The organism is Robertmurraya mangrovi (assembly GCF_034427655.1).
Lineage (GTDB): Bacteria > Bacillota > Bacilli > Bacillales > Cytobacillaceae > Robertmurraya_A > Robertmurraya_A mangrovi.
Genome location: NZ_JAXOFX010000003.1, coordinates 137,976 through 163,814, shown reverse-complemented (window position 1 = coordinate 163,814; position 25,839 = coordinate 137,976). Strand labels below are relative to the sequence as shown.

Here is a 25,839-nt window from a genome sequence, read left to right as displayed (position 1 = left end):
TGTCACAAATTTGCCTAAAGAGACACACTTTTTTTATTTATTCCCATTTATAATAGGAGAAAAGAATGGCAGGTGGGGAATAATGGAAGTCGCTTTAGATATAACACTGACCGATTTACAGCAACAAATCCAGCGTGAGAGGGAAGGTTTAATTCAACTTGGTCTTCAATATGGTCTGTTACACCCATTCACCATTCAAAAAAGTCAGGAACTTGATGTGTTGATCGTTCTCTATCAGAAGAAAGTTCTAAACCAATAATCTTTCCAACGAAAATAGTGGATTTTAATAGACGCAAAGAGGAGTGTCCTTCACTTTTATAGAAGGCGCACTCCTCTTTGTTTATTTTGCTGTACTAGTCTTATTCATAAATTTCAGAAGATCTGTTAATAGAATACTAAAAGTGGAAAGGTGCTCTTCAATTCGGCCAGGGAATTTTTCTTCAATAAAATCAATCGTGTCATTTGACGTATGCCAAATACTACCATGCTTCTCTGTTTGAGTGTATCCATCTTTGTCTCCAATTTCCCAGTTTGTTGCCTCGAAATAGCCAATCGGAATACCTTTATCTTTAAAAGGTGCATGGTCGCTCCAGTCACCCGTAGTACCTACCGGATAGTGTGGATTCAGGCCGGGATTCGTTCCGACATTCAACTTTTTCTTTTTAGCAATTTCAAGAGCTTGATCACGGATAAAACCGTCTTCACCTTCACTTCCATACACATACATATTATCCCCAACAGCAAGGCTGTCTAAGTTAATCATTCCTACCGTATTGTCGATTTCTGTTTTACTCATTTGGTTCGCATAAAAATTGGATCCTTGCAGTCCCACTTCCTCTGCTCCAAACGCAATAAAGACAATTGAATAAGGTGTTTTCACATTTTTCAGTACTTCAGCTACTTCAAGCATGACACCGACACCTGATGCGTTGTCATCAACTCCAAGTCCCTTGTCTACTGAATCATAATGGGCACCTACGATAATTTGTTTAGTGGATTTACCAGGTTTATATGCAACTATGTTTGAAGAATTGTAGGCTGTACCTCTTCTAGTATAACTAAATTCTTGAACCTCCGTTTTAAACCCCATACGTTCAAACTGACTCTTAATATACGTTTCTGCTTTTCTCTCATTCTCAGAACCGGCTACTCTTTTCCCAATCTCATAAGCCAAATAATTCATATGCTCATAAGCCATGGCACCATTTTTATGAACTAATGAGGGGTCATATGTAGTGGTTTGTGCTGAGACTCCTCCCAAAACTGAAAGTAGACCAAAAAGCATGGCAATCAGCGAAAATGATAACTTTCTTTTCATGCTATTCCCCTTTCCAACCTGAGATTACGTTACTCGACCATTATATTCTGTATCTTTAAAAAACAGACTGTTACATTCAAAACATGCCTATGACTTTCCTTTGGAAGGTGGTTAGCATTCTGTTATCCCTGTTTTTTTTGGTAAAGGTCTTATTTTTTTGCAAATAGTGCGAAAATGGCACACTTTTAAAAAAAAAACGTCTAAACTACCCTTTAATTTTTTCTTTTCTCCTAAGGAATTTTAAGAAAACTCTCCCCTTTTACGTTTAAAAAGTTCATTTTCTTCCATTCGTCTAAATCGTGTGAACTCGGTATGTTTGTCTTACCCGGGAATACAATAGCAAGCGCGCTTTCTAGAAGGAAGAGTCATGGAGCGTTTTGACCAGTTAGTAAGAGAGAATCAGGCGATGATTTATAAACTTATACAAAACTTGCATATCTATAAAAATGAGGACGAGTTTTATCAAATTGGCCTTATCGCATTATGGGAAGCTAAGGAACGTTATATTGAAGGAAAGAGTAAATTTTCTACTTATGCCTATTCGTTTATAAAAGGTCGGCTTCTGAATGAGTTGAGTAGACAAAAAAACCTTGAGGATAGAAATGTATACCCTACTGAAGAATTCTGGGAGTTGATTGAAGATGAGCGAGAACATAATGAAGTCAATAAAATAATGTCTTACTGTACTGGCTTAAATCTAACAAGGAATCAGCTTAAATGGGTTCTTTACACTGCTGTTGGAAACTTATCACAAATGGAGATTGCAGAAGTTGAGGGTGTGTCAGTCTCGGCCGTAAAAGCATGGCGGAAAGGGGCTGTTCAGAAGCTTAGTAATAAATACGGAAATGAATTTAATTAAAGTCATTTACCGTGGACGAATTCCTTACCATTAAAAATTGTGGTAAGGAATTCGTCTTTCTCATTGTTTTTCATGGATTTATCCAATCATTCAAAAACTTTATATTGCACCTTCTATTCATATTATGGTAAAAATGTATTGGGCACTTTGTCACATATTGTACAATTTTGCAGTGATAATTGTCACGCTTTGTCATTATATTTATTTTATATACCATCCCATCAGAGACAGACATAAGTATGGAACGTGAATTTCAATATGAAAGGAAGCAAAATCTATGAAACTTACTGTCATGAAGAAAATGTATATGGGCTTTTACTCCGTTCTAATATTAATGGCGGGGATTGCAGGACTTGGTTTCTATCAGGTGTCGAACGTGGATAATGTTTACACCGATTTACTTGAGGACCGAGTAAGTAAAATTAATCTTATTAAAGAATTACAACTGACTTTAAAAGACCAACAATATCATGCTCGTGGATATTTATTAACGGGCTTAGATCAAAATCTGGATACATATAAAGGGTCGATGGATCATTTTTCAAAAGCTGCTCAAGATTTACATGCTATTATTAATGTTGATAAAATGAATCTTCTAATTGAAGAACTTACTCTGAATCATGAGCAATACTCTGGTACTTTTTTACAAGTAGTTGAATTAAAAAAGCAAAATAAAAACGAGGAAGTCGCCACTGCTACTAAGAACATTGGACCTGTTGTACAGCGTATGGACGAAATCCTTCTTGAAATGTTGACCATTCAACAAGATTTAGTCGATAAAGGTAGTGAACAAGTTAATGGAGATGTTGAAAATACTAAAACTCAATTATTGCTGTTAAGTGTTTTGGCATTATTAACAGGTTCCATAATTGCCTTCTTTATCAGCCGAAACATTAGTCGACCGATAGTTCAAATATCAAAATCTGCTGATAAAATTGCAGCTGGTGACCTCACTAGTAACAATCTAGTTATAAAAAACAAGGATGAAATTGGTCATTTAGCTCATTCATTTAATGTTATGTCCAATAATTTAAGAGAAATTGTTAACCAAGTTAGAACAAACGCAGAGCATGTAGCTTCTACTTCAGAGGAATTAAGCGCTAGTTCTATTGAAACAACAAGAGCAACAGAACAAATTTCGAATTCAATTCAAGAAGTGGCGGCTGGTTCTGACAAACAAGTGGAAAGTGCTTTACAAGCAAACAGTATTGTAGTTGAAATTTCAAATGGTATGAACCAAGTAGCAACTTCTATCCAATCTGTTGCAGACACTACTGTAAGCGCTACTGAGAAGGCCATGCTAGGTTCAGAAGTGGTTACTCAAACAATCCAACAAATCAAAGAAGTTCATGAAACAGTTGACACAACTGCTTCTGTTGTTAACTCTTTAGGCAAAAAATCTCAAGAGATTGGTAATATTGTAAGCTTAATTACAGAAATAGCCAATCAAACCAATCTTCTAGCTCTTAATGCTGCCATTGAAGCAGCCCGTGCAGGAGAGCAAGGTAAAGGCTTCGCGGTTGTAGCTGATGAAGTTCGTAAGCTAGCCGAACAATCGGGGCAAGCAGCCGGCCAAATTAGTGGTCTTATTCAAGAAATTCAACATGAAGCTGATAAAGCCGTTTCTTCTATGAACGATGGAACACAATCGGTTCAACTAGGATTACAATCCGTAAAGGAAACAGGTGAATCATTTAAGGAAATTGTTAATTATATTGAGGAAATATCGAAACAAAGCCAAGAAGTTGCAGCTGTTGTTGAAGAAGTTAATGCGAGCTCACAAGGCATGGTACAATCAATGGAAGCAGTATCCTCTATCTCCGAACAAGCTGCCGCTAATACTCAAAATGTATCTGCTGCTGTCGAAGAACAAACGGCTTCCATGGAAGAGATTGCTTCATCTGCTGAATCATTAAGCAGAATGGCTGAAGAACTACAGATGACGATTAGTAAATTTAAACTATAATTTATAAAGTATTAGAAGCCTATACCTTAAGTCTTACAAGGTATAGGCTCTTTTCATTTTACTAGTATTTTCAATATTTAGCTCATAAAAGTTACAATGCAAATATAATATTTGTATTTTTTTCCAGATAATATCGTATACTTATTATATCTACTAGCCCGTTTCCATTTTTTAATTTATAAACTATCTAAGGAGAGGAAACATCATAAATCCTATTTTTATTTTCACTGCCCTTGTTTTATTTGTTTTAGCATTTTTCGTCGGTGTCAGGAGACAAACCTGGCTACTATCCGGCTATAATCAAAGTCGAGTTAAGGACAAAGAAAAGTTAGCAAAGCTTATTGGTTCCTATAGTTTTGTCATTGGTATGGTTATGTTAGGTGGTGCGTTTATTGACCATCCAGATACTCAAATCCTCTTTCCTATAATGGTGATTGGCTATGTAATCTTAGTAGGTTATGTAAATATAAAAATGGTTGAATAAAGAAAAACAGCAGAAGGACATTTACCCCTGCTGTTTTTCTTATCGATTAGAATCGAAACTTATTAAGTTCATTTTGTAATTCTCCAGCTAATTCTCTTAAAGTGGATGCAGAAGAAGTGACCTCTTGCATAGAGGCTAATTGTTCTTCTGATGCGCCGGCCACACTTTGTGAGTTAACAGATGTATTTTGCGCGATTTCAGCTAATGATTTAACGGTTTTATTAACTTGTTGAGCTGAAGTAGATGCTTGTACAGAGAATGTGGATACTTCATTCATTTTTTCTGATACGAGTTGAATCGATTGTAAAATTCGACCAAAGGCTTGTCCGGCTTCCGTAATGACGCTAGTCCCCACTTCTACTTCTTTAGTCCCTTGATCCATGGATTGTACTGCGGATTCGGTCTCTTTTCGTATATGGTTGATTAAGACGGCAATCTGATCGGCCGATCGTCTTGATTCCTCAGCTAGTTTGCGAACTTCATCTGCCACAACAGCAAATCCGCGACCGTGTTCCCCTGCACGTGCAGCTTCAATGGCTGCGTTTAATGCTAACAAATTGGTCTGTTCAGCAATACCTGTTATGACACCCAAAATTTGTCCAATTTCTTTTGAACGCTCTCCCAGTTCGGAAACTAAAGTAGATGTAGCCCCAACAGAAGTCTGGATGGATTGCATCTGGAAAACAGCTTTCTGCACAAGGGTATTCCCTTCTTCTGCTTGCTTAGTTGTTGTATGTGATTCTTTAGCAGCTACTTTTGAAAAATCGGCAATTCGTTCCATACCGATCGACATTTCTCTCATTTCTTGCGCGCTTTCATTTGCACTTTGGGAGGAGGTCTCCGCACCAAATGCAATATTTTGAATAGATGTCGTCACTTGCTCAGCTGAAGAAGCAGACTGTTCCGCTGATACCATAAATTGCTCTGAAGATGCGGCTACTTGATTGGATGTTTCAGATACTCTTTCTAGTAGCGACTTTAGATTCGCTACCATTGTATTTAATGCTAAAATTAATCGCCCGATTTCATCTTTTGATTTTACTTCTATCATTTTCCCTTGAAGGTCCCCTTTTGCAATTGCTTCTAATCCTTTCACGACAATCGCAATTCCTCTTGAGATATTTCCCGCGTTATACACCGCGACCACTATTGCTAAAATGATGGCTAAAACGGATGAAATAATGATAAACGTTTCTGACTGCTTTGCCTCTGTCTGTACCTCAGTCGCTTGTTTTTTAGTAATGTTATTTTGAAGTTCTACTACCTTGATCCACGCATCAATAGCTCCCTGACTATACGCAAGGCATTTTTCCTCCATCAAACGAATGGCTTCTTCTTTTCTACCACTATCGTATAAAGGAATAATTTCTTCGGTTACTAACTTTCTCCACTTAGTGGTCTTTTCATCTGCATCTTGTAGGCTAGCTTTTATTTGATCTGAAATTCTACCACTTGTAACGGCCTCTTCTAAGATTTTTTCTGTTTCAATCGCTTTTTCTGTTTCCGCTAAAAATTGTGTTTTAGAATCACTCCGGTTAAAGAGAATATAATCTCGAGCAATCTTTGCACGATTGGCCACGCTAAAGGTCATTGAATTAGCTGACTCTAAAAAGGCCATGTCATTCGAGGTGATATTCTCTACATCATCTGTTATTGAATTAATTGTTATGAAGCTATAACTGGCCATCGCTACTAAAATTAATAATACAATTGCAAATCCTGTTAAAATCTTACCTTTAATGCTTTTCATAGAACCTCCTAAGTGATGTTTTCTTTAGTTGCAAAAAAAGAAGATAATCTAGGACTATTTTTCTTTATTATATAGGAATCAGTTCCTATATCATACAACAGAATAGGAATAGATTACTATAGATTTTCATTATTTTCACTATATTTATAAAGTTTACCATTCGACAAATAAGACACATTTATGTAGAAACGTCCGTTTTTAACAAAAAAAACGCACATATTAGACGAATCTAACATGTGCGCTTTAATCCTACCTTTTCTTTTTCTTAGAGTTATCAACTGCTGCCAGCTTATTTTTATTAATGGTTTCTAAAGCTACTTGTACATTAAATTTGTTTTCCTCGATTTGTTCAACATTCGTTATTTTTCCTTTACGGCCTTTAATTCGAATGTCTTCTCCAACGGATGGAACCTGCTTACGTAGCTGATTTAATAATTGATTTCTGTTTTCATAATAATATACAACAAACATTTCTCTCACCTAACCTATATGTTTAGTATGTGGTACAAGCTTTCTTTCTATTAAAATATGGATGGATGGGAGAATTTAGAACCAATAATTGTACATAAAAAAAGCTTATAGACATTTACTCATCTACAAGCTTCTAATTTCTATATTTAATAAATTCATCATTTCTTTGTGTGAAACAGGCGGGCTGAAGAAGTAGCCTTGAAGTTCATGGGCACCAATTTGTTCAACTAACATTTTTTCCTCTTCTGTTTCAATACCCTCTGCTACAACATTTAAAGAAAGTCCTTTCGCTATTTCCAAAATTGATTTCACTAATAGGGCTTTCCTTTCATTTTGATCAATGTTGCTAATAAATTGGCGGTCAATTTTAATTTCGTCAATCGGCAATTGCAGAAGCTGATAGAGAGAGGAATAACCCTTTCCAAAGTCATCAATAGAAATAAGTACTCCTAAACGTTTTATTTTTTCAATCACTTGTGCAACATGAGCTGGGTTTTTAATAAATACACTTTCCGTAATTTCTAGTTTTAAATATTTGGGATCTAATCCTGAAATGTTTAGCGCTTTTTCAATCAAACAAGACAAGTAGTCTTGTTGAAAATGCTTTGCGGATAGGTTCACCGATACAGGAACTCGCAGCAGCCCTTCTTCTTGCCACTTTTTATTTTGTTTACACGCTTCAACAAGAGCCCATTCATCGATTGGTAAAATGAGTCCAATTTCCTCCGCTATCGGGATGAAGGTAGCTGGTGAAATGCTTCCTAATTCGGGATCATGCCAACGAAGTAGCGCCTCCATGCTAGTCACTATCCCACTTTGCGTTTTAGGCTGATAGTATAAGGCAAAACCGCCCCTGTCCACGACTGCCCGCAGAGCATTTTCAATTACTAACCTCTCTTTGAAGCGATTTCTCATAGAGTCATCAAAGAACTGCGCAACATTTCCACCGTTTTCTTTCGAGATATACATCGCGATATCGGCACTTTTTACAAGAGTATTCAAGTCCTTCCCATCATTTGGATACATACTAACCCCTACACTTGAGGTAATATACAAAGATTGTCCATGAATGGGAAAAGGAGTCTGGAATTCTTCAAGTATTTTATTTATCGTCCCTTCCACTTCGGTTCGATTTTCCACATGGTTTACAATAACAAATTCGTCTCCACCAAGGCGGAAAATTTCCGTTTTATCGTCATGTAACAGACTTAAACGATTCGCAGCCATTTGTAACAGTTCATCGCCTGCATCATGGCCAAGTGTATCGTTAATTTGTTTAAATTGGTTTAAATCAATAAAAATAATCGCAAGCTTACCGTTTTTCTCTGTCTCAATTAAGTTTTTCACGTACTCTTGAAAGTGAAGACGGTTCGGTAAATTAGTTAAGATATCATAATAAGCTAAATGATGGAGTTGATCTTCAGACTCCCTTAACTTATTCGTTTGTTTTTGAAGCTTCTCATTCATTTCATTACTTTCTCGAAATAACTCTTTTAATTTATCAGCCATCTTCATTAAGTTTTGCGTCAGCAACCTTAATTCAGAAACATGAGCTTGTGGCCATGTGATAGTTTCTAATTTTGATAGTTTCTGTGGTAATCCAGTCGTTGAGGTGGTTAATTGTTCTAGATGCCTCATAAAAATACGACTTACTGCCTGTACAAGAATTAATAAACATACAGCAAACAGAAGAGATAATTGAAGCTGATCTAGGAAGTAATTGAAAATCGGCATTTGATATTGACTAATCGGAAACGATATAATCATTGAAATTGCTAGATTTTCATTCGTGCTCTTATATAAATAGAACCCTTCACTCCATTGATTAATGAATATTTCATCCTCAAGGTCCTTTGGAACAGCAATTAAAAAGTCCAAGGAAACAGATTTTAATTCATATATTTCATCTAAAATAAAAGGTTGCTGTATTTGCATGTCTTCATTAGTGGAAGCCATCATCCGTTGATTCTCGTCAATAATTATAATATCCAGTTCTTCTATCCTATGACGTAGAACTAAGTCATTTAACTCGTCAACATGCTCATGAAGATGCTTTAAATCATCTTTGTTCCATCTTTCTAACTCTTTATTCAGATGATTTACCGTACTTTTTGCTTTTCTAATACTTTCCTCTTCATTAAACTCGTGTGCATTCCATGTACCAGCCGCTACGCTTAGAAAGAACGGTACTAGAATAGAGATAAACGTTAAGTGGGACAAAAATTGATGAATAGACACACTATTTTTATTAATTTTTTTAATGAAATGATAAAAAGGAAAGTACGCTAACAGCATATCGGCCATCAACACATTAAACAGTCCGTTAATGATCACCTTAGAAACCTCGAAATAAAGAGGCGCCCCTTGTAATGTATTCCAATGGAAAGTAATTAAAGCAAACAATCCAAAGGTTAACCAATAAAGGGCATCGACAAAAAACATTTTTGCTTTTTTTCTGTTCGTGAAAAAAGCACCTACAAAGATTAACTCTGTTAGAAAAATTAAACTATAGGCTATATTAGTATAATTATAGGAAATGACTAAAAATACAGATAGTCCAGACAGAATGGCTAATGGAAGTCCGTACAATCTTAGAATCAAGAATAAAAATACACTGGTAAAAGTAAATGTAATTCCATAAACAAACGTTAAGTTATAAGCAGAGCAAAAAAGCACCAACCCAATTAGGATGGCTAAAAGAAACAATTCATTCATTTTGATTTGTTTGATATTGAGCATACAAGACTCCTAATGGACGAAATATGTAAACATATGATTTTGCAATAATCATATATATTATGTAGTAAAAAGATTTATTTTAAATTTTAATATAGAAATATATTACAATATCTTATCATATGTGTCATTTTATGGATATATTTCTGTTACTAAAGAGGAGTTTTGACCTACCACAAGAGAACAGTTCTTCTAATGACGAGACTTTATAACTATTTAAACTATAAAGACCTTATTCCTGGTTAGAATAAGGTCTCTATTTATTATAAGTTTTATTCATACTGCCTTATTTATAGTGCCACAAAGGCGATTTTACAAAAAAAGCAAAGATGAGGATATTAAAGATCGAAGCAGCTAAAAATAGCCAACTCGGCTCCAGCCAATCGGCCACCCAACCTGCTGAAAAGATAGCAAATGGCATTCCAAGCTTAAACATAGACCCTGTTATTCCACTTATACGACCCATCAAATGTACGGGAGTGGTTTCTTGTCTGAATGTCCAAATGCATACAGAAAAAATCGTTAAAAACACCCCCTCTAAAAAGAGGGCAAATCCTAGTACATAAAGATTGTTTGAAAGGAACATTAATAAAAAGGCTAGTGATGTAAAAGGAATACTCCATCCTAGTAAATAACCTATGGACCAATTTTTCCGGAGTCTAGTGACTAAACCACTTCCCACTAAGCCCCCTAACCCTGCACATGAGAGCACAAGCCCGACTTCCGAATTGGATAATTGTAGGTCATCCTTCGCAAAGAAAATTACCACTGCATCTACCATACCCGTTGTGGAATTTATAAATATGACTAAAATGGTCATGAACCATAAAGGGCGGTTTTTTCTCAACTCTCTCCAGCCTTCTTTTAAATCTTCCCAAAGATTCGTGTCCTTTCTATCAATTTCTTCGTGGTGATCCAGAAACATCATAGAGACAAATGAAATTAAAAAAGCGGCTGATGTAAATATGAATCCTTGATGAATGTCTGACATCATAAGAATCATACCGGTTAAAGCGGGTCCCATAATCCCAACAAATGTTGTAACAAATGAAAAAGAAGCATTGGCTGGTGTTAGTAATTCATTCGGTAACACTTGCTTTACCATACTGAATCTCGCATTAAAGTAACCGTAGCTGCAAGTCATTAATAGAAACCCTGATAAATAAAATAGAAAGATGGGCTGAATTCCTAGTTCAATTAAACTGTAAAGAATGGCCAAAATAAGAGCCTGTAACGCCGTCATCCAAAGGGACCAACGTTTTTTGTTGACCCGGTCCACAATCACTCCAATAATTAGAGCAAATAATAGATTAGGAAGAAACTCAATACCTCTCATCGTCGACATCGTAACAGACGATTGGGTGAGTTCATATAAAAACAACGGGAGTGCAAGTTCATATACCTTACTTCCCACAGCGATAATCGTTCCTGAAAACAATAATATTAAAAAGTTTTTATTATTCCAAATAGATGGTTGGCTATGTGTAGCCAATATTTCTTTATTTACTACTGACATAAGTTTCTCCCCTTTTTTTAATTCCCTTAACATATATTTTTATCTTTTTAAACCATGAAAAAAAGTGTAAAGTGAAAATATCGAATTTCACCTTTTTTCAGGAGACATATATGTTAATAGAGGAACATTATTTAAATCTAAAAAATTATTATATGAATCAAATGATTGGAGAAACCTTTAACGTTAAATTAGATGAAATTAGTGATGCACTTGCCTGCACTAGAAGAAACGCAAATTTTCTCCTTTCTCGAATGGTCGAAAAGCAATGGATTGAATGGACTCCTGGTAAAGGACGAGGTCATTCTTCACAACTGGTTTTTCTTCAAGCTCCAGAATCTCTAATTCTAGAAATTGCTAAGAGAAAAGTATTACAGAATAATTTAAAAGGAGCCCATGAGTTTTTAGATTCAATTACTTGTGAAAACTCTGTTCTATCATCCTTTTCGTCTTGGCTCCATGCGCAAATGGGCTTTCAGGTGGAAGACTACAAACTCCATTCCATTGAACGACTCCGGTTCCCTTTTTATAGGCCGATTTTAAATCTCGACCCAGCCTTTTCTACAAGAAGAACTGAGTCCCATATTGTCACGCAAATCTTTGATACTCTAGTCTGTTACAACTCGAAAACACACTCAATAGAATCACATTTATGCCATCATTGGTTCACTAACGAGGAGCAAACCGTGTGGACGTTTCATCTAAGGAAAGGGTTATTTTTTCACGACGGTAAGCCGTTAACCTCTTTGGATGTAAAATATACGATTGAGAGAATTCAGAATCCGAGGACGAACTCCCCTCACCGATGGATGACGGAAGATATATGTAAGGTCACAACTCCACATGAACGTATAATTCAAATTAATTTAGTGAAACCTAACTCCATTTTTGACCATTATTTGAGTAGAACGACTTTTTCAATCGTACCGAAGCACATACCCAATTTTTCACCCGAGATGCCTCTTGGGAGCGGCCCCTTTTTTGTAAAACAAAATGACTCCTCTCGTCTCGTTCTTGCAGCGAATGAGAGTTATTTTAAGGAGAGAGCGACCTTAGATGTGATTGAAATTTGGGTTATACCGAACTATAACGGGATTGAAACCATGTCGTTTGAACAACTAATGCCTCTATCAACGAGCGGATTAGAAGAGAATTCCTCTTTTAGTGAGATTAAAAATGTGGAAATTGGCGCCAACTATATCGTTTTTAATATGAATAAAAGTGGACCACAGCATAGTAAAGATTTTCGAACGGCTCTTCAATATGTGTTAAACCGTAGACAAATGATTGCCGAATTAGGAGGTTTGCGAGAAACCCCGGCTTTTTCATTTATACCAGGTCAGGGGATTGCAACCATGGCTTGCGATCATCAATTAAAGTTAGCCCAAGAATATTTAGTTCGCTCAGGATATAAAGGAGAAAAACTTCTATTATTTACTTATGAAATGAAAATCAACGAAGATAATGCCAAGTGGATTAGGAAACGGGCATCAGAAATCGGAATTAATATAGAAGTGGTCGTACACTCCGCTCCTGATTTAGGAAAAATGGAGGTCATGCTGCAAGCTGACCTAATTACAGCTGGCGAAGTATTTGATCTTCCGGTTGATTTAGGACTCATTGACATGTTCCAACGTGGAAATTCGTTTGTCGGGGGATGTTTGGATTCTAGATTAAAAGATATAAAACAAAGCTTTATTGAGAAGACTCTTTCAATGAGTGATAGTGAAGATAGATTAAACACTTTACTAGAATTAGAAGCGGTATTATTAGCGGAACGTGTCTTACTGCCACTCTTTCATAGCAGGCAAAGTGTCTATCATCATGACTCCCTAAAGGGTGTAACGCTAAATCAGCTTGGGTGGATGAATTATCGGGACCTTTGGATTGATTATGGGGTTGGTGAAGATTAATACGGTTTGAGGATCCAGGATAGAAGTAAGCCAAGGCTATTTTGCGTTATTCCTAAGAAAAGCTACTTTCGCGGATATATGAAAATTCCCGCGGATAAATATAGCTAAGGTACCAGGAATTTATTTCGCCGATACCCTATTTCGTATAAATAAGACTCTTTCTCTACAAATTTATCATGGATAAACCTATTCTTTTCACAATAAATGCTTTAATTTTCACAAATAAGCGGGCGACACACAACCAAATACAATTAAAACAAAAACTGCCGGAGTCCCTATCCGGCAGCTTTTTCAACTCTATCAAACACATATAAATTTTCCTCATTGCTCACGCACGTAACTTGATCATTGATTTCTACTTTACCAGTCACTCTTCCTGTCACTCTTAACCCATCTGCAAGCTCCACCAACGCTACAGTATATGGAGCAAGATGGGCAAATTCACTTGAGGACACATGTATGGTTGTATGTGTGAAAACGGTCCCTTCTCCTGGAACTTCTGTTAAATGAAACTCCGTACTTTTACAATTGGAGCAAACCCATTTTCGTTGAACGTATTTTTTCTGACATTGTGCGCATTCATGAACGGGAATATGTGCCATTATGACCCCACCTTTTCGAAAATGTGAACGGTTGAGTAGGCTCCCGTTCCGCCAAGGTTTTGTGCTAATCCAATTCGAGCATTGTCAACTTGGTTACAGCTAGTGCCTCTTAATTGAGAGACTACTTGGTAGATTTGAGCCAAGCCAGTCGCTCCGATTGGATGTCCCTTAGATAGTAAGCCACCACTCGTATTTACTGGAACTTTACCCCCATGCTTTGTTAACCCTTGCTCAACAGCTTCCCAACCCCTACCTTTATCAAAGAATCCTAATTCTTCAATCGCTAACACTTCTGTCATAGAAAAGCAGTCATGAAGTTCTACAACATCAATGTCATTCGGACCTAATCCTGCTAGTTCATAGGCTTTATTGGCTGATTCACGAATGGCTGGGATGCTAAGTAACTCTACTGATTCCTGCATTTGAGTCGTTCCGGATGCTTGAGCGGAGGAACGTACAACCACGCCGTTTTCCCCTTTGGATAAAACGATTGCTGCTGCTCCGTCCGTTGTTGGTGAGCAGTCAAACAGCCCCAAAGGCTCTGTGATCATACGAGCGGACATGATTTCCTCGATAGATGTTGGCTTTTTAAATTGTGCCAAAGGATTCCCTAATGCGTACTCTCTATTTTTCAATGCAACCATCGCTAAGTGCTTTTTAGAAGCCCCCGTTTCGTAAAAATAGCGATTCGCTAGGTTCCCAAAAAATCCTGGAAATGTTAGTCCGGCATTTTTTTCATTTGAATCATTATCCATTGCCGCATTAATTGCCCGGGTAGTTTCTTCGGTTGACGCATGCTTCATCTTTTCTACACCTGCAACAAGCACATGTTCATACACACCATTTAGTACATTTAAATAAGCTTGACGAAAAGCAATTCCACCTGATGCACAGGCTCCCTCTACTTTTACCGTAGGAATAGGTCCTAACCCTAAATCATTCGCAACAATGGCTCCGAGGATTTCTTGATTTCCCAGTGATCCAGACATAAAATTCCCAATATATACAGCATCAATCTTTGGAAAGTTAGCCTCCTTTAGTGCCTCCACACATGCGTCCATAAGCAAAGCTTTCAGTGAACGGTCCTCATGCTTACCGAAAGCGGTCATTCCTAGACCTGAAATACTAACCTTTGTCATTGAGCCACTCTCCCTTGTTTCAGCTCTCTCTTTAGAATTTTTCCATAGCTGCTTTTCGGTAATTCTTCTACTATATGAATCTCTTTCGGTTTTTTAAAGCTTGCTAGATGATTTTTACAAAGCTCAAGTAGCTCTTCCTCATCCACGGTACAACCTTCATTTAATACACAATATGCAATCACCATTTCTCCCCATTTGTCATGAGGCATACCCACTACAGAGGTTTCCTTAATTCCATCATGAAGATTCAGAACTTCTTCAATCTCACGAGGGTAAATGTTCATTCCACCACTAATAATGACATCTTTCTTCCGGTCTACTAAATGTAGGTATCCATGCTCATCCAGCCAACCTAAATCACCTGTATAGAGCCAACCGTTGCGTAAAGTTTCTTCCGTTGCCTCTTGGTTACGCCAATATCCTTGCATGACAAGAGGACCTTTACATATAACTTCGCCCACTTCCCCTTGCTTTACTTCCAACCCTGCATCGTTTACAAGCTTCATTTCTACAAACGGTCCGGTTGCTCCGCATGATTCTAGTCTTCCAGCAAGCTCATTACGAGGCATCATCGTAATGGTCATTGGTGCTTCAACTAGTCCGTATGTTTCAATAAACTTAGGACCTGCTTTTTCAATTGCTTGCTTTAATTTACTAGCTGCGATTGGCGAGCCTGCCATATTAATAGATTTAATATGTCTCAGTTTATTCGCATCGAAGTTCTGGTCTTGAACCATTAAATTCACCATCGTTGGTACCATGAAAATAACAGAAACTTGATCTCGTTCAATATCATCTAAAAACTCCGTTGGGCTAAATTTGTTATAAACCACCTGTGTGAGCCCGAACATCCATGTAATATGTGATAAAAAGTTACTACCATGTGTGAGTGGTGCGACATGCCCAACAATATCTTCCGGAGTAATTTCACAAACCAATGCTAGTGATAACGCACTTGAAATCATGTTACGATGGGAAAGCATAACACCTTTTGGTTTTCCAGTCGTCCCAGATGTATACATAATCGCAAATAGATCATCTTCCCCCACTGAGAGCTCAGGAACGTCTGCATTCTGCCTTAAAAGCCACTCCTCGTAATCCTTCCCAACAAATATTCGATTACAATTTGTTTCTACGTTTTCAATTAACTCTTCATCACCAATCAGGATTTTCGCTTCCGCGTTCCCTAAAATATATTCAATTTCTTTTGGATGAAGTCGATAGTTAACCGGTACTTTTATAAATCCACCGATAGCTACGGCAAGGTCTAGCTCAATATGTTCCATCCGGTTTGACATTAAAATAGCCACTCGGTCTCCTTTTTTAAGCCCCTCCGCTTTTAAAGCCGCATATAATCGATACACTCTTGCTTGTAACTCACTATACGTAAATTGACGATTTCCATCAATGACAGCTACTTTAGTCGGATATCTCTTAAACACTTTATTTGCTAAGTGAGCAATGGTTTGCATTAGTTAACCTCACTTTCGTAAAAGTTGAATAACGGAAAGCCTAGTGGTTTATATAGTTCTCTTCTTGGTTGGATAGCATCTGTAGCAATAACAGTGAACTCAAGTGTAATGGCTACAATATTATCACCCTCTAAAAAATGGCCCCCGGAAATATTTTTCTTGTGATCTACAAATACACCGTGGAAATGGATGTCTAGTTCACCTTGTGAATCCACTCCAACAATTCCATTTCCAGATAAAAGCTCGACTGGGGCATCCCAAATAATCGGTTTGGAGTAAGCCATTTTGTTATCTTCATAATCTAATTGAACAATAGATAATTTAGCTAGGGAACCTATACATGAAACCGTTCCAGCCGTAATGTTATTTTTTTTAAGTTCTTTTTTTAATCCCTTAATTAAGTCTTCCCCTGGACCTAAATAGCCCATTAGAATTCCTTTTTCCTTATCAAAAACCGATTGTGAAGTTCGACTCATTGTTCTCCCACCTTTATAGTAGTTATCCGATTGCTGCTCCTCCACAAACTTTAAGAACCTGACCTGTTGTATAGCTTGCTTCTTTTGAAGCGAGATATAACACCGCTTCTCCGATATCCTCGGCTGTTCCCATTCTTTTAACGGCTTGCCCATCGAGATTATAAGCCACATCTTGAGTAATAGCCGATAAGACTGCTCCAGGAGCTACACTGTTACAAGTAATTCCTAGTGGGCCCACTTCTTTCGCTACCCATTTTGAAAAGGCAATCACTCCGCCTTTTGATGCTGCGTACCCCGGGCCTGAACGCCCTTTCATACTACCTGGTTCGAATCCAGACACGAGCCCTCCTACTAAACCTGATACCGAGCTAATATTAACGATTCTTCCGTATTGTTGATCTTTCATATATGGATAAATACATGCTTGTGTTAAAAAGAATGTGGCTTTTAAGTTCGTGTCCATATCACGGTCCCACATTTCCTCAGTCATTTCTTCCAAATCCAATCTTGAACAGGTTCCAGCATTGTTGACTAGAATATCTATTCGACCAAACTCTTCATATGTTTCATCCACTAGTTTTTTAATCGCTTTTGCATCTCTAATATCTACTTCAAAGGATAACGTTTTCACTTCAGGATTAATGGCAAAAATCTCTTTTATTGTTTCGTCACTTGATAGCAAGTCAACCAGCACCACATTAGCTCCTTCCCTAGCTAAAGTTTTTGCGCAACCTGCTCCAATTCCCCTTGATGCTCCTGTGATAATAGCCACTTGATCTTTTAGTCTCATAATTTCCTCCTATTTAACGCCTAGTAGATTCGGTAAAAATGTTGAAATACTCGGAACGTAAGTAATTAATAATAAAACGACAATGGATGCAACGACGAATGGAATAATTGCACGTGAAATTTTATTAATAGAGACATTCGCCAATCCACATGCTACATACAAATTGACTCCCACTGGCGGTGTAAATAACCCGATTGCTAGATTGACCGTCATAAATAATCCGAATACCGTTGGGTCGACTCCAAGGACTAACATGATTGGTAAAAGGATCGGAATAAAGATGTAGTAAGCAGATATGGCATCCATAAAGGCACCAGCAATTAATAGAATGATATTAACTAGTAGTAATATGACATACTTATTTGATGTAAAGCCGAGTAAACCATCGGAAATTTGTTGAGCAATTTGCTCTGTCGTAATTAAGTAGGCAAACACGGAAGCCGAACTGACTATGAACATAACAACCGCTGTTTGTGCGGAAGAATCAATGATAATTTTCTTAATATCTTTGATTTTTAGTTCCTTATAGACAAAAACCCCAATAATTAACCCGTAAAATACAGCGACAACAGCTGCTTCTGTTGGAGTAAAGACACCACCGTAAATCCCGCCCAAAATGATAAAAGGAATTAATAATCCCCAAATGGCATCATAAAAGGCTTTCCACATTTCTTTAGGACTCGCTTTTTCCCGTGTAGCTGATAATTCAATAGCAGCATTGGGCATGTTAGATAAAGTATCTTTTCTTTCTTTAATATCCTTCTTTCTTACATACATGGCAGCTAAAATAAAAGCTACTCCTAATAATAAGCCGGGGACTATACCAGCGATAAATAATCGTCCAATCGAAACGTTAATAACATCTCCAGCTACAACCCCAAAGACGATTAAGGCAATACTTGGTGGAATAATAATTCCAATTGATCCTGAGCTTGATAGGAGTGCTGCTGCTGATTCTTGTTTAAATCCGTTTTTCACTAGTGCAGGAATCAAAATGCCTCCTATCGCTGCAACGGTTGCAGGACCAGAACCAGAAATAGCAGCAAAAAAGATAGCTGTTAACACGGTTACTAGAATGATTCCACTCTTCTTATGGCCCACGCACACATCAGCGAAATGGATTAAGCGCTTTGATATGCCTGCATATTCCATAATTACGCCAGCTATTATAAAAAATGGAATGGAAAGTAAGGTGAATTTAGCGACACTCGTATACATAATGTCTGCCACTAACTCCATGGATGAGAAACCATAGGTGGAAACAATGGTAATTATGGAGGAAGCGGCTAATGAAATTGCAATTGGCACTCTTAGTAATAAAAGTAGAAAGAATAAACCAAATAGGATTAAAGCTGCCATTTCCATCATTCACTTTCTGCTAATAGATTTTTATACTCTTTTACAGTGGATTCAACCGCTCGGATGACACACAAGATACACCCAATTGGAAATCCTAGTGAAAACACCCATTGTTTCCATCCTAGAGATGGAGTGGTTTGATTGGTAAGTATTTGGAATTGGACCATCTTTACTCCGTAATAAGCAAAAATGGTAAATACGGTAATAACAATTGCCCCTACTAAAAAGATAAGTAATTTTTTAATAGGTAGCTTTGCTTGATCAAAAAGGAGGCTGAAGCCGAGGTGAGAACTGTTTTTCACCCCGACCGCCGTTCCAACAAAAGTAAGCAGTACAAACAAATTAATCGTAATCTCTTCCGTAAAAGCGAGAGAATGATCCAAAAAATATCTAGAAAAAACGTTAGCCATAGCAATTACACACATTGTTGAAGCACTGAAAATGAGTAACGTATTCTCTACCATTGATAATAATTTTGACATGGATATCACCTTCGTTAGTTATTTTTGGAAGGCATTCAGCAAATCTTCTCCCCAAACCGATTTATATGATTCATAGATTGGCTTAGAAACCTGTTTGAATTGCTCAATCTCTGCGTCAGTTGGATAGTAGAACTGCATACCAGCTTCTTTTAGCTCAGCAATTTGTTCTTCTTCTTTTTCACGTGCCAGTTCGATTTGATATTTATTTGCATTCGCTGCAGCTGTTTGGATGATTTCTTGATCTTCTTTGCTTAAAGAATCAAACTTCTTCTTGTTCATCCCTAAGATTAGAGGGTCATAAGAGTAGTTCCACATGGTGATATAGTCTTGTACCTCATTAAGCTTAGAAGAATGAATAACATCAATTGGGTTTTCCTGACCGTCAATCGTCCCTTGTTGAAGTGAAGTAAATACTTCAGAGAACGTCATCGTTGTTGGATCTGCACCAAATTCTTTCCATAAATCTGTATACATTTTGATTCCCGGAATTCTCACCTTCAAGCCTTTAATGTCACCAGGACCTTTGATTTCCACTTTACTGTTTGTTACTTGTCGGAATCCATTTTGACCAAATCCTAACGGTTCGACTCCAATTTCACGTAAAATCTTTTTCACTTCTTCTCCAGCTTCACCGTTCATCTTTGCATCCACATCATTTAAATCTTTAAATAAGAACGGAGCACTTACCACTCCTAATCTATCATTCAGAATCGAGTAGATAATAGTAGAATGATAACTAAAGTCGGTTGTTCCTTTTACTAGAAGTTCGACCCCTTTACCAGAGTCTCCACCTGACAACTGCTCATTTGGAAATACACTAATCGTGATTCGTCCATCTGTTTTTTCCTCTACTTCTTCAGCAAATTGCTCAGCTGCCAGAAACCATGTTGAGGTATTCCCAACTGTTACGGACATTTTTAAATTCATTTTTTTATCACTACTACCTCCACCTGAACTACTAGTACTGCTACATCCGGCAACAAGCAACATCATGATAACGCTTACAACTAAACCGAACCAAACTTTACTTTTTCTCATAAACAGGTCCCCTTTCTCTTCTCACGTATCCTAGTAAACTTGAAATTTCTCCTGCAATTCTAGCTCCTTTTGAGACAATGCAACTCACTTTCTCTTCCGTAAAACGATAAGATACACCAGCAATACAAAGGGCAGATACTAATTTATTTGTATAATCATAGATAGGAAAGGCTACTCCTCGAAGATATTCCTCCCATTCTTCATGATCAACGGCAAATCCCTTTTCTCTAATTTCTTGAAGCTCCTTTTTCATATGTTCTGGATTGGTAATGGTTCTTTCTGTGATGGGGGTCAGAGGCTGGGTAAGAAAATACTCTTCCCTTTCCTCTTCATTTAAATGAGCTAAGTACAATTTTCCACTTGCCACACTGTATAATGGAGCTGTTTTTCCTGGCTCCACAACAATCCTGAGCGCAGCTGGGCTTTCAATTTTATCTAAGTAATAGACGGTGTTGTTGGAGTAACCAGCAATTAATACGCTTTCATTCACTTCAAAAGCCAGTTGAGTTAAATAAGGTTTGGCAATTTCAATTAAGTTGAATTGTTCAACCGCCTTGGAACCGATTGAGTGAAACTTGGGTGTGAGTTGATATTTTTCCTGTTGATTTTTAGCAATATATCCGAGGTTTTCTAATGTAGTGACAAAGCGATGAATAGTCGCTTTGTTGCTGCTCATGAGGTCAATTAATTCTGTGAAGCTTCTAGGTTGATCGGCAATTTGTTCAATCAAGAAGAACGCCTTTTCAACGGTCTTAATATTTTGCTCGATGTAAATCCCTCCTCTCGGTTTCAAATAATGAAACTCAGGTTTCATTTTTTTCATTATAGTTTTTTGACTTCGAAATCGTCAATATCTTTTTAATTTTTAAAATTATCAAAATTTTAAATTTACTTTTGTTGAAAAATAATTTGTCAACAATGGTTGGTAAGTAGGTTCATAGAATAAAATAGATTTTTGCTTAGCTTTTCGTACTGGTTTAACAATATTAGAATGTGTTTAATATGATTAATTCACCCAATTCCGACAATTTTCTACCAGACCAAAATTATATTAATAATACTAATTTCCATTCAAAATTTTTTTCAAAAATATTACCCGTTTAAAATCTAGTGGCGTATTTATTGAATTTTTGTTAACATGGTTTCCATTAAATGAGACTTGAGAGAGGACTGATATCTTTGGATTTTCTGAATCACTTCATTTCTAAAAGATTACCATTTCTTATTTTCTTCGTTGGCATTAGCACTTATTTTTCACCCTATCATTGGAAGGTATACACATGGGTTCCGAGTGTCCTATTAGGGGTTGTTATTTTTTTCACAGGACTTTCTATGGACCTTAGCTCAATCAAAAATATACATAAAAAAAAGAAAGAACTATTTATAGCCTCTTTCTTAAAATGGACGGTAACGGTGTTTATTTCCATAGGCCTTGCCATGCTTTTCTTCTCAAATCAACCAGATATTGCTGCAGGTATGATTCTTTCTGGGGTTGTACCAAGTGCAACGGCTGCTACTTTATATACATTTTTAGCTAGTGGCAATACTTCCTTAGTGGTCTCTGCTTCATTACTCGATGTTTTTATCAGCCCAATTGTTACTCCCCTTTCCATGTTAGGAATCTCGAACTTACAAATTCAAATTTCTTTTTTTAGTCTATTAAAGTCTTTTTTTATCATTGTTTTCGTTCCTCTATCGATTGGATTAGTATTTCAACGATATCTACCTACTCTAGTAACGTACTCAAAATCCGTCACTAGACTAGGCTCTTCCTTAACATTACTACTCATTATTCACATGTTGGTTGGAAATAGTAGAGAGGCCATTTCCTCTGAGATTAAGGTAATTCCCTTACTTGCGGTCGTTACTTTTTTTCAAGTTCTTATTCCTATGATTCTTTCATACGTGATCGCACTTAAGCTCTCATTGACCAAAGAAGATGCACGCGCCATTCTATTTCATGTAGGTTTATGTAACACCGCTCTCGCTGCTATCCTTGCATTTGAATTTATAGGACCCCTTGCTTCCATTGCACCTATTGTTAACATGATTTTCAACCTATCGTTAGGAGCATTATTTGCTAACTATTTTGCCAGAAAAAATAGTAGTAGTCTTGAAATGAAGGGTGATATGAGGGCTGTTAATAAGATAATTAAAGGCATAAATTAACATAAATTGAGCGCTGATCCTCCCTAGATCAACGCTCTAAAATGTTATTTAGAATGATAGAAAAAGTTTACAAATTCTGGGTTAAACTGAGTCTCTTTAATAAATCCTTGTTCTACGTTGTTATATGTAAACGTTTGTAGGGTAAATTCAGCTGTACCTGTTTTTAATAATATGACCATTGGTGTTTCATCGGTCTCAATCACCCAAAATTTTAGTGTACCTAGTTGGACCCAGCCATCATAGAGCGGATAGGTTTGGTCTCCGTCTTTTACTACAAATAACCAATTATGGCCGTCATCCCAAGCAAATTCTCCTTTTTCGTCTTGCTCTGCATTTACATACATTTCAATCTGCTCTTCTTCCCCATCACCATCTAGGTCAAATGTAGTTTCATCGTAAAGAGATACAGGGTAGTTTTCAATTCCCCTTGCTTTAACCACTTCTTCTATTTCTGCTACGTCTTCTACTTTTTCTTCTTCTACGTTTTCTTTTTCTATCTCTTCCGTCTTCTCTTTTTCCGACTGGTCAGCTTTCGGTTTTTGTACTTCTGGTTCTCGCTGAGCCTCTTGTTGACATCCTACTATTAACAGTAGCATTGCAATAGCTAATATAATCTGTCGAACCTGTTTCACTAAAACTCTCCTCCTTCTCAAAAATAGTTTTTCTCATTGTAACATAATTAGGTGTTTTTTCTATATATAAGCATATGAAAAGCTCCCATTTAAACCATCCTTTAGAGGAAATTACCATTTAATTGTCGAATGATGTTAATAAGAACAAAAGCGCAAGCGCCTCGGTCAGCCCCGACAAGCAAATGTTCTTCAACCCTAAAAGTCAGGTTTTCGACTTTTAGGGTTGAAGGTTATTTGACCTCGAGGGGCTAGGCGCTGGAGCTGGACGGGGACACTCAATGTTAAAGAGTTATCCACAATGCGAAGTATTTTATTATTTCCTATACGATAAAAAATTGAGAGGGAGATTAAGAGATGAGCAAGATAGGTATTATTGGTGCTATGCAGATTGAAATAGATTTGATTCTTGACCAAATGGACGTTTTTGAGGAATTTCTTTTTGCGGGATTCCCTTTCTACACTGGTACATTGCATGGGAAAAGTATTGTTCTTACACGTTGCGGAGTCGGAAAAGTGAATTCAGCTGCTTGTACCCAAATCATGGTTGACCGGTTTCAAGTAGATTGTATAATCAACACTGGGATTGCAGGTAGTTTAGGTAAAGATATTAGTGTTTGCGATATGGTCATTTCATCAGATGTCACACACCATGATGTAAGGAAAGCTCAAATGAAAAATCTCTTTCCTTTTCAAGAGTCGTTTTTGGCCAATCAAAACCTAATTGAATTGGCTAAAAAGGCATGTGAATCTTCTGACTTAAAGCTTACCTACCATTGTGGAAGAATTATTAGTGGGGAATGTTTTGTAAGTGAAAGCCATTTAAAGGAGAATCTAATCCAAAATTATTCACCTGCATGTGTAGAAATGGAAGGTTCTTCGGTTGGGCACGTATCTTTTATTAATCAAGTGCCGTTTGTCATTTTAAGATGTATATCTGATAACGCAGATGAGGAAGCCTCTATTTCCTATGAAAACTTTGAAAAACTGGCCGCTTCCCAATCGGCTTTCATCGTTAATGAAATGGTCAGAATGATGTAAATTGAAAGAAGCTAAGAAAACATCTGTATCTAGATGTTGCTTTTATAAATTTTAAGTTCGTTAGGAGATTCTTATGAAAGCAGTACAGATTTGGAAAGCCCTAGCTATTCCATTTACCCTAGATCATTATTTTAAAAAAGACATCTTAGCTGGGTTAACTATTACATCGCTTGCGATGATTGGAATATGGGTAGTTAGTCTTTTCTTTGGATTAATTGAAATTACTGGTGTGGATTTTAAACTAAAAAGCTTTGCTTATTATACTGGAATTACCCTTTTATCTGCTGGGTACGAAGAGTTAGTGTTCAGATGCATCTTATTGACTATTTTAATAAAACTGTTTCAAAAACCATGGATTGCAATCCTGATTACATCTATCTATTTTGGATATGTCCATTTTGACAATGACCACGCAACAATATTATCGGCATTTAGCAATGGTCTTGGTGGGGTAATGTATGGACTTGCATTTGTCTACACTCGGAAAATTTGGTTCCCTTGGGCACTACATTTTGCATGGAATTATATACAAGCACCCATTTTAGGTTTTCCAGTAAGTGGTTTTGAAGTAGATGGAATTTTCAAGTTAAATCTGTTGGACCATACATGGCTTTCGGGAGGTTTATATGGTCCAGAAGGAGGAATTATTGGCATTACCTTTCGATTCATAGTGATAGTGCTTATTGTTTTGTGGGCTAAAAATTCTCGCGTTGAGATTCAGAAAAGTATCAACTCTATTAAAACAACACAAGGATAATTTTTAGACCAATTCAAAGTGTAAGGTACTGCGTATCCACTTATGCAGTATTAAAAAAGTAATTCGGAGTCGACTCCCATAAGTTCCCTACTCTTTCTTAAGGACTTTTTTAAAGAGATGGAAAAAGCCAACTTCACGGGGAGTCGGCTTTTTAAAATAAAATGTATTATAATAGTGAGTTTTAAATGTAGATATACATGTGGAATATACAATGAGGCAATAACTAGTGGTGGGTAAACTACTCAACATTAGTTCAAATATTCGTTAGAAACTATCTTAAACATTTCAGTATGCTGATCTAACCTATTCTCAACGTGCTTAAATCCACTTCTCATTTCAACAGATAACTTATCAACGCTTTCAGTATTTAGTCTTATACTAGTTAAGATTTCTTGTTGAATTGCTTTAAACTCCTTCATTTCTCTTTGACTTGCTAGCTGACTGACCTTGAATTCCTGCATTTCAATTTTTGTTGCTTGCTGACTAGCTCTCATTTCTTTCATTTCTACTTGGGTTTCTTGTAGGCTTACCTTGAACTCTTGCATCTCTTTTTGGGTTTCTTGTAGGCTTACCTTGAATTCTTGCATCTCTTTTTGGGTTTCTTGCTGACTAACTTTCATTTCTTTCATTTCTACTTGGGTTTCTTGTAGACTTACCTTGAACTCTTGCATCTCTTTTTGGGTTTCTTGTAAGCTTACCTTGAATTCTTGCATCTCTTTTTGGGTTTCTTGCTGACTAGCTTTCATTTCGTGCTGACTTTCTTTTAGCTCTTTGATCTCACTTAATATTTTCTTTAACAATACTTCCACATCATCCACCTCCATTTCTTGTTCTCAATCTTATCATACCTTCCAATAGTTAGCTATATAGCTACA

24 protein-coding genes are annotated in these 25,839 nt (G+C 36.9%); 8 read left to right on the top strand and 16 right to left on the bottom strand.

Features of this window, described 5'->3' with window-relative positions:
• Positions 1-82 precede the first annotated feature (82 nt).
• A complete protein-coding gene (locus tag SM124_RS06355; protein WP_322445663.1) occupies positions 83-259 on the top strand; it encodes a Spo0E family sporulation regulatory protein-aspartic acid phosphatase in 177 nt (58 codons plus the stop codon).
• Positions 260-340: 81 nt separating this feature from the next.
• Here the strand turns inward: SM124_RS06355 and SM124_RS06350 are convergent, their stop codons facing one another.
• Positions 341-1,318 carry a M20/M25/M40 family metallo-hydrolase gene (locus SM124_RS06350; protein ID WP_322445662.1) on the bottom strand — a complete coding sequence of 326 codons (978 nt, stop codon included), beginning with the start codon at positions 1,316-1,318 and terminating at the stop codon, positions 341-343.
• 367 nt (positions 1,319-1,685) lie between these two features.
• On the opposite strand from SM124_RS06350, the gene SM124_RS06345 reads away from it, so the two are divergent.
• The 3 genes from SM124_RS06345 (at position 1,686) to SM124_RS06335 (ending at position 4,627) form a co-directional block, all read left to right on the top strand.
• Positions 1,686-2,177 carry a sigma-70 family RNA polymerase sigma factor gene (locus SM124_RS06345; RefSeq protein ID WP_322445661.1) on the top strand — a complete coding sequence of 164 codons (492 nt, stop codon included), beginning with the start codon at positions 1,686-1,688 and terminating at the stop codon, positions 2,175-2,177.
• Positions 2,178-2,454: 277 nt separating this feature from the next.
• Positions 2,455-4,143 carry a methyl-accepting chemotaxis protein gene (locus tag SM124_RS06340; RefSeq protein WP_322445660.1) on the top strand — a complete coding sequence of 563 codons (1,689 nt, stop codon included), beginning with the start codon at positions 2,455-2,457 and terminating at the stop codon, positions 4,141-4,143.
• A 178-nt stretch (positions 4,144-4,321) separates the two neighbouring features.
• The gene (locus SM124_RS06335; protein WP_322445936.1) at positions 4,322-4,627 is read left to right on the top strand and encodes a DUF3784 domain-containing protein; all 306 of its coding nucleotides are present in this window, start codon (positions 4,322-4,324) and stop codon (positions 4,625-4,627) included.
• Positions 4,628-4,673: 46 nt separating this feature from the next.
• Here SM124_RS06335 and SM124_RS06330 read toward each other — a convergent pair whose 3' ends face one another.
• From SM124_RS06330 to SM124_RS06315, 4 genes are all read right to left on the bottom strand, one after another.
• Positions 4,674-6,377, bottom strand: coding sequence for a methyl-accepting chemotaxis protein (locus SM124_RS06330; RefSeq protein WP_322445659.1), 1,704 nt, complete (start codon positions 6,375-6,377; stop codon positions 4,674-4,676).
• Between the two features lie 249 nt (positions 6,378-6,626).
• Positions 6,627-6,848 carry a hypothetical protein gene (locus tag SM124_RS06325; protein ID WP_322445658.1) on the bottom strand — a complete coding sequence of 74 codons (222 nt, stop codon included), beginning with the start codon at positions 6,846-6,848 and terminating at the stop codon, positions 6,627-6,629.
• A 123-nt stretch (positions 6,849-6,971) separates the two neighbouring features.
• The gene (locus tag SM124_RS06320; RefSeq protein ID WP_322445657.1) at positions 6,972-9,587 is read right to left on the bottom strand and encodes a putative bifunctional diguanylate cyclase/phosphodiesterase; all 2,616 of its coding nucleotides are present in this window, start codon (positions 9,585-9,587) and stop codon (positions 6,972-6,974) included.
• A 283-nt stretch (positions 9,588-9,870) separates the two neighbouring features.
• Positions 9,871-11,100: an MFS transporter gene (locus SM124_RS06315; RefSeq protein ID WP_322445656.1), complete on the bottom strand. Its 1,230-nt coding sequence runs from the start codon at positions 11,098-11,100 to the stop codon at positions 9,871-9,873.
• A 110-nt stretch (positions 11,101-11,210) separates the two neighbouring features.
• Here SM124_RS06315 and SM124_RS06310 point away from each other — a divergent pair, with 110 nt between their 5' ends.
• A complete protein-coding gene (locus SM124_RS06310) occupies positions 11,211-13,010 on the top strand; it encodes an ABC transporter substrate-binding protein (protein WP_322445655.1) in 1,800 nt (599 codons plus the stop codon).
• Between the two features lie 275 nt (positions 13,011-13,285).
• Here SM124_RS06310 and SM124_RS06305 read toward each other — a convergent pair whose 3' ends face one another.
• From SM124_RS06305 to SM124_RS06265, 9 genes are read right to left on the bottom strand one after another with little or no spacing between them, the layout of a single operon-like run.
• A complete protein-coding gene (locus tag SM124_RS06305; protein WP_322445654.1) occupies positions 13,286-13,612 on the bottom strand; it encodes a Zn-ribbon domain-containing OB-fold protein in 327 nt (108 codons plus the stop codon).
• Positions 13,612-14,751 carry a thiolase C-terminal domain-containing protein gene (locus SM124_RS06300; RefSeq protein WP_322445653.1) on the bottom strand — a complete coding sequence of 380 codons (1,140 nt, stop codon included), beginning with the start codon at positions 14,749-14,751 and terminating at the stop codon, positions 13,612-13,614. The genes SM124_RS06305 and SM124_RS06300 overlap by 1 nt, the downstream gene beginning before the upstream one ends.
• Entirely contained in the window at positions 14,748-16,223 is a 1,476-nt protein-coding gene (locus tag SM124_RS06295; RefSeq protein WP_322445652.1) for a class I adenylate-forming enzyme family protein, read from the bottom strand. The genes SM124_RS06300 and SM124_RS06295 overlap by 4 nt, the downstream gene beginning before the upstream one ends.
• The gene (locus SM124_RS06290; protein ID WP_322445651.1) at positions 16,223-16,699 is read right to left on the bottom strand and encodes a PPC domain-containing DNA-binding protein; all 477 of its coding nucleotides are present in this window, start codon (positions 16,697-16,699) and stop codon (positions 16,223-16,225) included. The genes SM124_RS06295 and SM124_RS06290 overlap by 1 nt, the downstream gene beginning before the upstream one ends.
• Before the next feature lie 22 nt (positions 16,700-16,721).
• Entirely contained in the window at positions 16,722-17,489 is a 768-nt protein-coding gene (locus tag SM124_RS06285) for an SDR family NAD(P)-dependent oxidoreductase (protein WP_322445650.1), read from the bottom strand.
• Between the two features lie 9 nt (positions 17,490-17,498).
• Positions 17,499-18,848: a TRAP transporter large permease gene (locus SM124_RS06280; protein WP_322445935.1), complete on the bottom strand. Its 1,350-nt coding sequence runs from the start codon at positions 18,846-18,848 to the stop codon at positions 17,499-17,501.
• Between the two features lie 5 nt (positions 18,849-18,853).
• Positions 18,854-19,330 carry a TRAP transporter small permease gene (locus tag SM124_RS06275; protein WP_322445649.1) on the bottom strand — a complete coding sequence of 159 codons (477 nt, stop codon included), beginning with the start codon at positions 19,328-19,330 and terminating at the stop codon, positions 18,854-18,856.
• An 18-nt stretch (positions 19,331-19,348) separates the two neighbouring features.
• A complete protein-coding gene (locus tag SM124_RS06270; RefSeq protein WP_322445648.1) occupies positions 19,349-20,368 on the bottom strand; it encodes a DctP family TRAP transporter solute-binding subunit in 1,020 nt (339 codons plus the stop codon).
• Positions 20,355-21,191 carry an IclR family transcriptional regulator gene (locus tag SM124_RS06265; protein WP_322445647.1) on the bottom strand — a complete coding sequence of 279 codons (837 nt, stop codon included), beginning with the start codon at positions 21,189-21,191 and terminating at the stop codon, positions 20,355-20,357. Before SM124_RS06265 ends, SM124_RS06270 begins: the two co-directional genes overlap by 14 nt.
• 329 nt (positions 21,192-21,520) lie before the next feature.
• On the opposite strand from SM124_RS06265, the gene SM124_RS06260 reads away from it, so the two are divergent.
• Positions 21,521-22,537: a bile acid:sodium symporter family protein gene (locus SM124_RS06260; protein WP_322445646.1), complete on the top strand. Its 1,017-nt coding sequence runs from the start codon at positions 21,521-21,523 to the stop codon at positions 22,535-22,537.
• A 44-nt stretch (positions 22,538-22,581) separates the two neighbouring features.
• Here SM124_RS06260 and SM124_RS06255 read toward each other — a convergent pair whose 3' ends face one another.
• Positions 22,582-23,169, bottom strand: a complete 588-nt coding sequence (locus SM124_RS06255; protein WP_322445645.1) for a hypothetical protein — start codon at positions 23,167-23,169, stop codon at positions 22,582-22,584.
• Between the two features lie 354 nt (positions 23,170-23,523).
• Between SM124_RS06255 and SM124_RS06250 the strand changes: the two genes are divergently transcribed.
• Both SM124_RS06250 and SM124_RS06245 read left to right on the top strand, forming a co-directional pair.
• On the top strand, positions 23,524-24,207 hold the full coding sequence (locus SM124_RS06250) for a 5'-methylthioadenosine/adenosylhomocysteine nucleosidase (RefSeq protein WP_322445644.1): 684 nt from the start codon (positions 23,524-23,526) through the stop codon (positions 24,205-24,207).
• 73 nt (positions 24,208-24,280) lie between these two features.
• Positions 24,281-24,964, top strand: a complete 684-nt coding sequence (locus SM124_RS06245) for a CPBP family intramembrane glutamic endopeptidase (RefSeq protein ID WP_322445643.1) — start codon at positions 24,281-24,283, stop codon at positions 24,962-24,964.
• Between the two features lie 248 nt (positions 24,965-25,212).
• On the opposite strand, the gene SM124_RS06240 is transcribed toward SM124_RS06245, so the two are convergent.
• On the bottom strand, positions 25,213-25,773 hold the full coding sequence (locus SM124_RS06240) for a hypothetical protein (RefSeq protein WP_322445642.1): 561 nt from the start codon (positions 25,771-25,773) through the stop codon (positions 25,213-25,215).
• Positions 25,774-25,839 lie beyond the last annotated feature (66 nt).

Bases quoted from the DNA above. Each gene is read 5' to 3' on its own strand.
- SM124_RS06325 (WP_322445658.1), bottom strand. From the start codon at position 6,848: ATGTTTGTTGTATATTATTATGAAAACAGAAATCAATTATTAAATCAG.
- SM124_RS06305 (WP_322445654.1), bottom strand. From the start codon at position 13,612: ATGGCACATATTCCCGTTCATGAATGCGCACAATGTCAGAAAAAATAC.
- SM124_RS06265 (WP_322445647.1), bottom strand. From the start codon at position 21,191: ATGAAAAAAATGAAACCTGAGTTTCATTATTTGAAACCGAGAGGAGGG.
- SM124_RS06345 (WP_322445661.1), top strand. From the start codon at position 1,686: ATGGAGCGTTTTGACCAGTTAGTAAGAGAGAATCAGGCGATGATTTAT.
- SM124_RS06315 (WP_322445656.1), bottom strand. From the start codon at position 11,100: ATGTCAGTAGTAAATAAAGAAATATTGGCTACACATAGCCAACCATCT.
- SM124_RS06350 (WP_322445662.1), bottom strand. From the start codon at position 1,318: ATGAAAAGAAAGTTATCATTTTCGCTGATTGCCATGCTTTTTGGTCTA.
- SM124_RS06290 (WP_322445651.1), bottom strand. From the start codon at position 16,699: ATGAGTCGAACTTCACAATCGGTTTTTGATAAGGAAAAAGGAATTCTA.
- SM124_RS06285 (WP_322445650.1), bottom strand. From the start codon at position 17,489: ATGAGACTAAAAGATCAAGTGGCTATTATCACAGGAGCATCAAGGGGA.
- SM124_RS06330 (WP_322445659.1), bottom strand. From the start codon at position 6,377: ATGAAAAGCATTAAAGGTAAGATTTTAACAGGATTTGCAATTGTATTA.
- SM124_RS06300 (WP_322445653.1), bottom strand. From the start codon at position 14,751: ATGACAAAGGTTAGTATTTCAGGTCTAGGAATGACCGCTTTCGGTAAG.
- SM124_RS06245 (WP_322445643.1), top strand. From the start codon at position 24,281: ATGAAAGCAGTACAGATTTGGAAAGCCCTAGCTATTCCATTTACCCTA.
- SM124_RS06250 (WP_322445644.1), top strand. From the start codon at position 23,524: ATGAGCAAGATAGGTATTATTGGTGCTATGCAGATTGAAATAGATTTG.
- SM124_RS06270 (WP_322445648.1), bottom strand. From the start codon at position 20,368: ATGAGAAAAAGTAAAGTTTGGTTCGGTTTAGTTGTAAGCGTTATCATG.
- SM124_RS06355 (WP_322445663.1), top strand. From the start codon at position 83: ATGGAAGTCGCTTTAGATATAACACTGACCGATTTACAGCAACAAATC.
- SM124_RS06280 (WP_322445935.1), bottom strand. From the start codon at position 18,848: ATGGCAGCTTTAATCCTATTTGGTTTATTCTTTCTACTTTTATTACTA.
- SM124_RS06275 (WP_322445649.1), bottom strand. From the start codon at position 19,330: ATGTCAAAATTATTATCAATGGTAGAGAATACGTTACTCATTTTCAGT.
- SM124_RS06295 (WP_322445652.1), bottom strand. From the start codon at position 16,223: ATGCAAACCATTGCTCACTTAGCAAATAAAGTGTTTAAGAGATATCCG.
- SM124_RS06320 (WP_322445657.1), bottom strand. From the start codon at position 9,587: ATGCTCAATATCAAACAAATCAAAATGAATGAATTGTTTCTTTTAGCC.
- SM124_RS06340 (WP_322445660.1), top strand. From the start codon at position 2,455: ATGAAACTTACTGTCATGAAGAAAATGTATATGGGCTTTTACTCCGTT.
- SM124_RS06260 (WP_322445646.1), top strand. From the start codon at position 21,521: ATGAGACTTGAGAGAGGACTGATATCTTTGGATTTTCTGAATCACTTC.
- SM124_RS06310 (WP_322445655.1), top strand. From the start codon at position 11,211: ATGTTAATAGAGGAACATTATTTAAATCTAAAAAATTATTATATGAAT.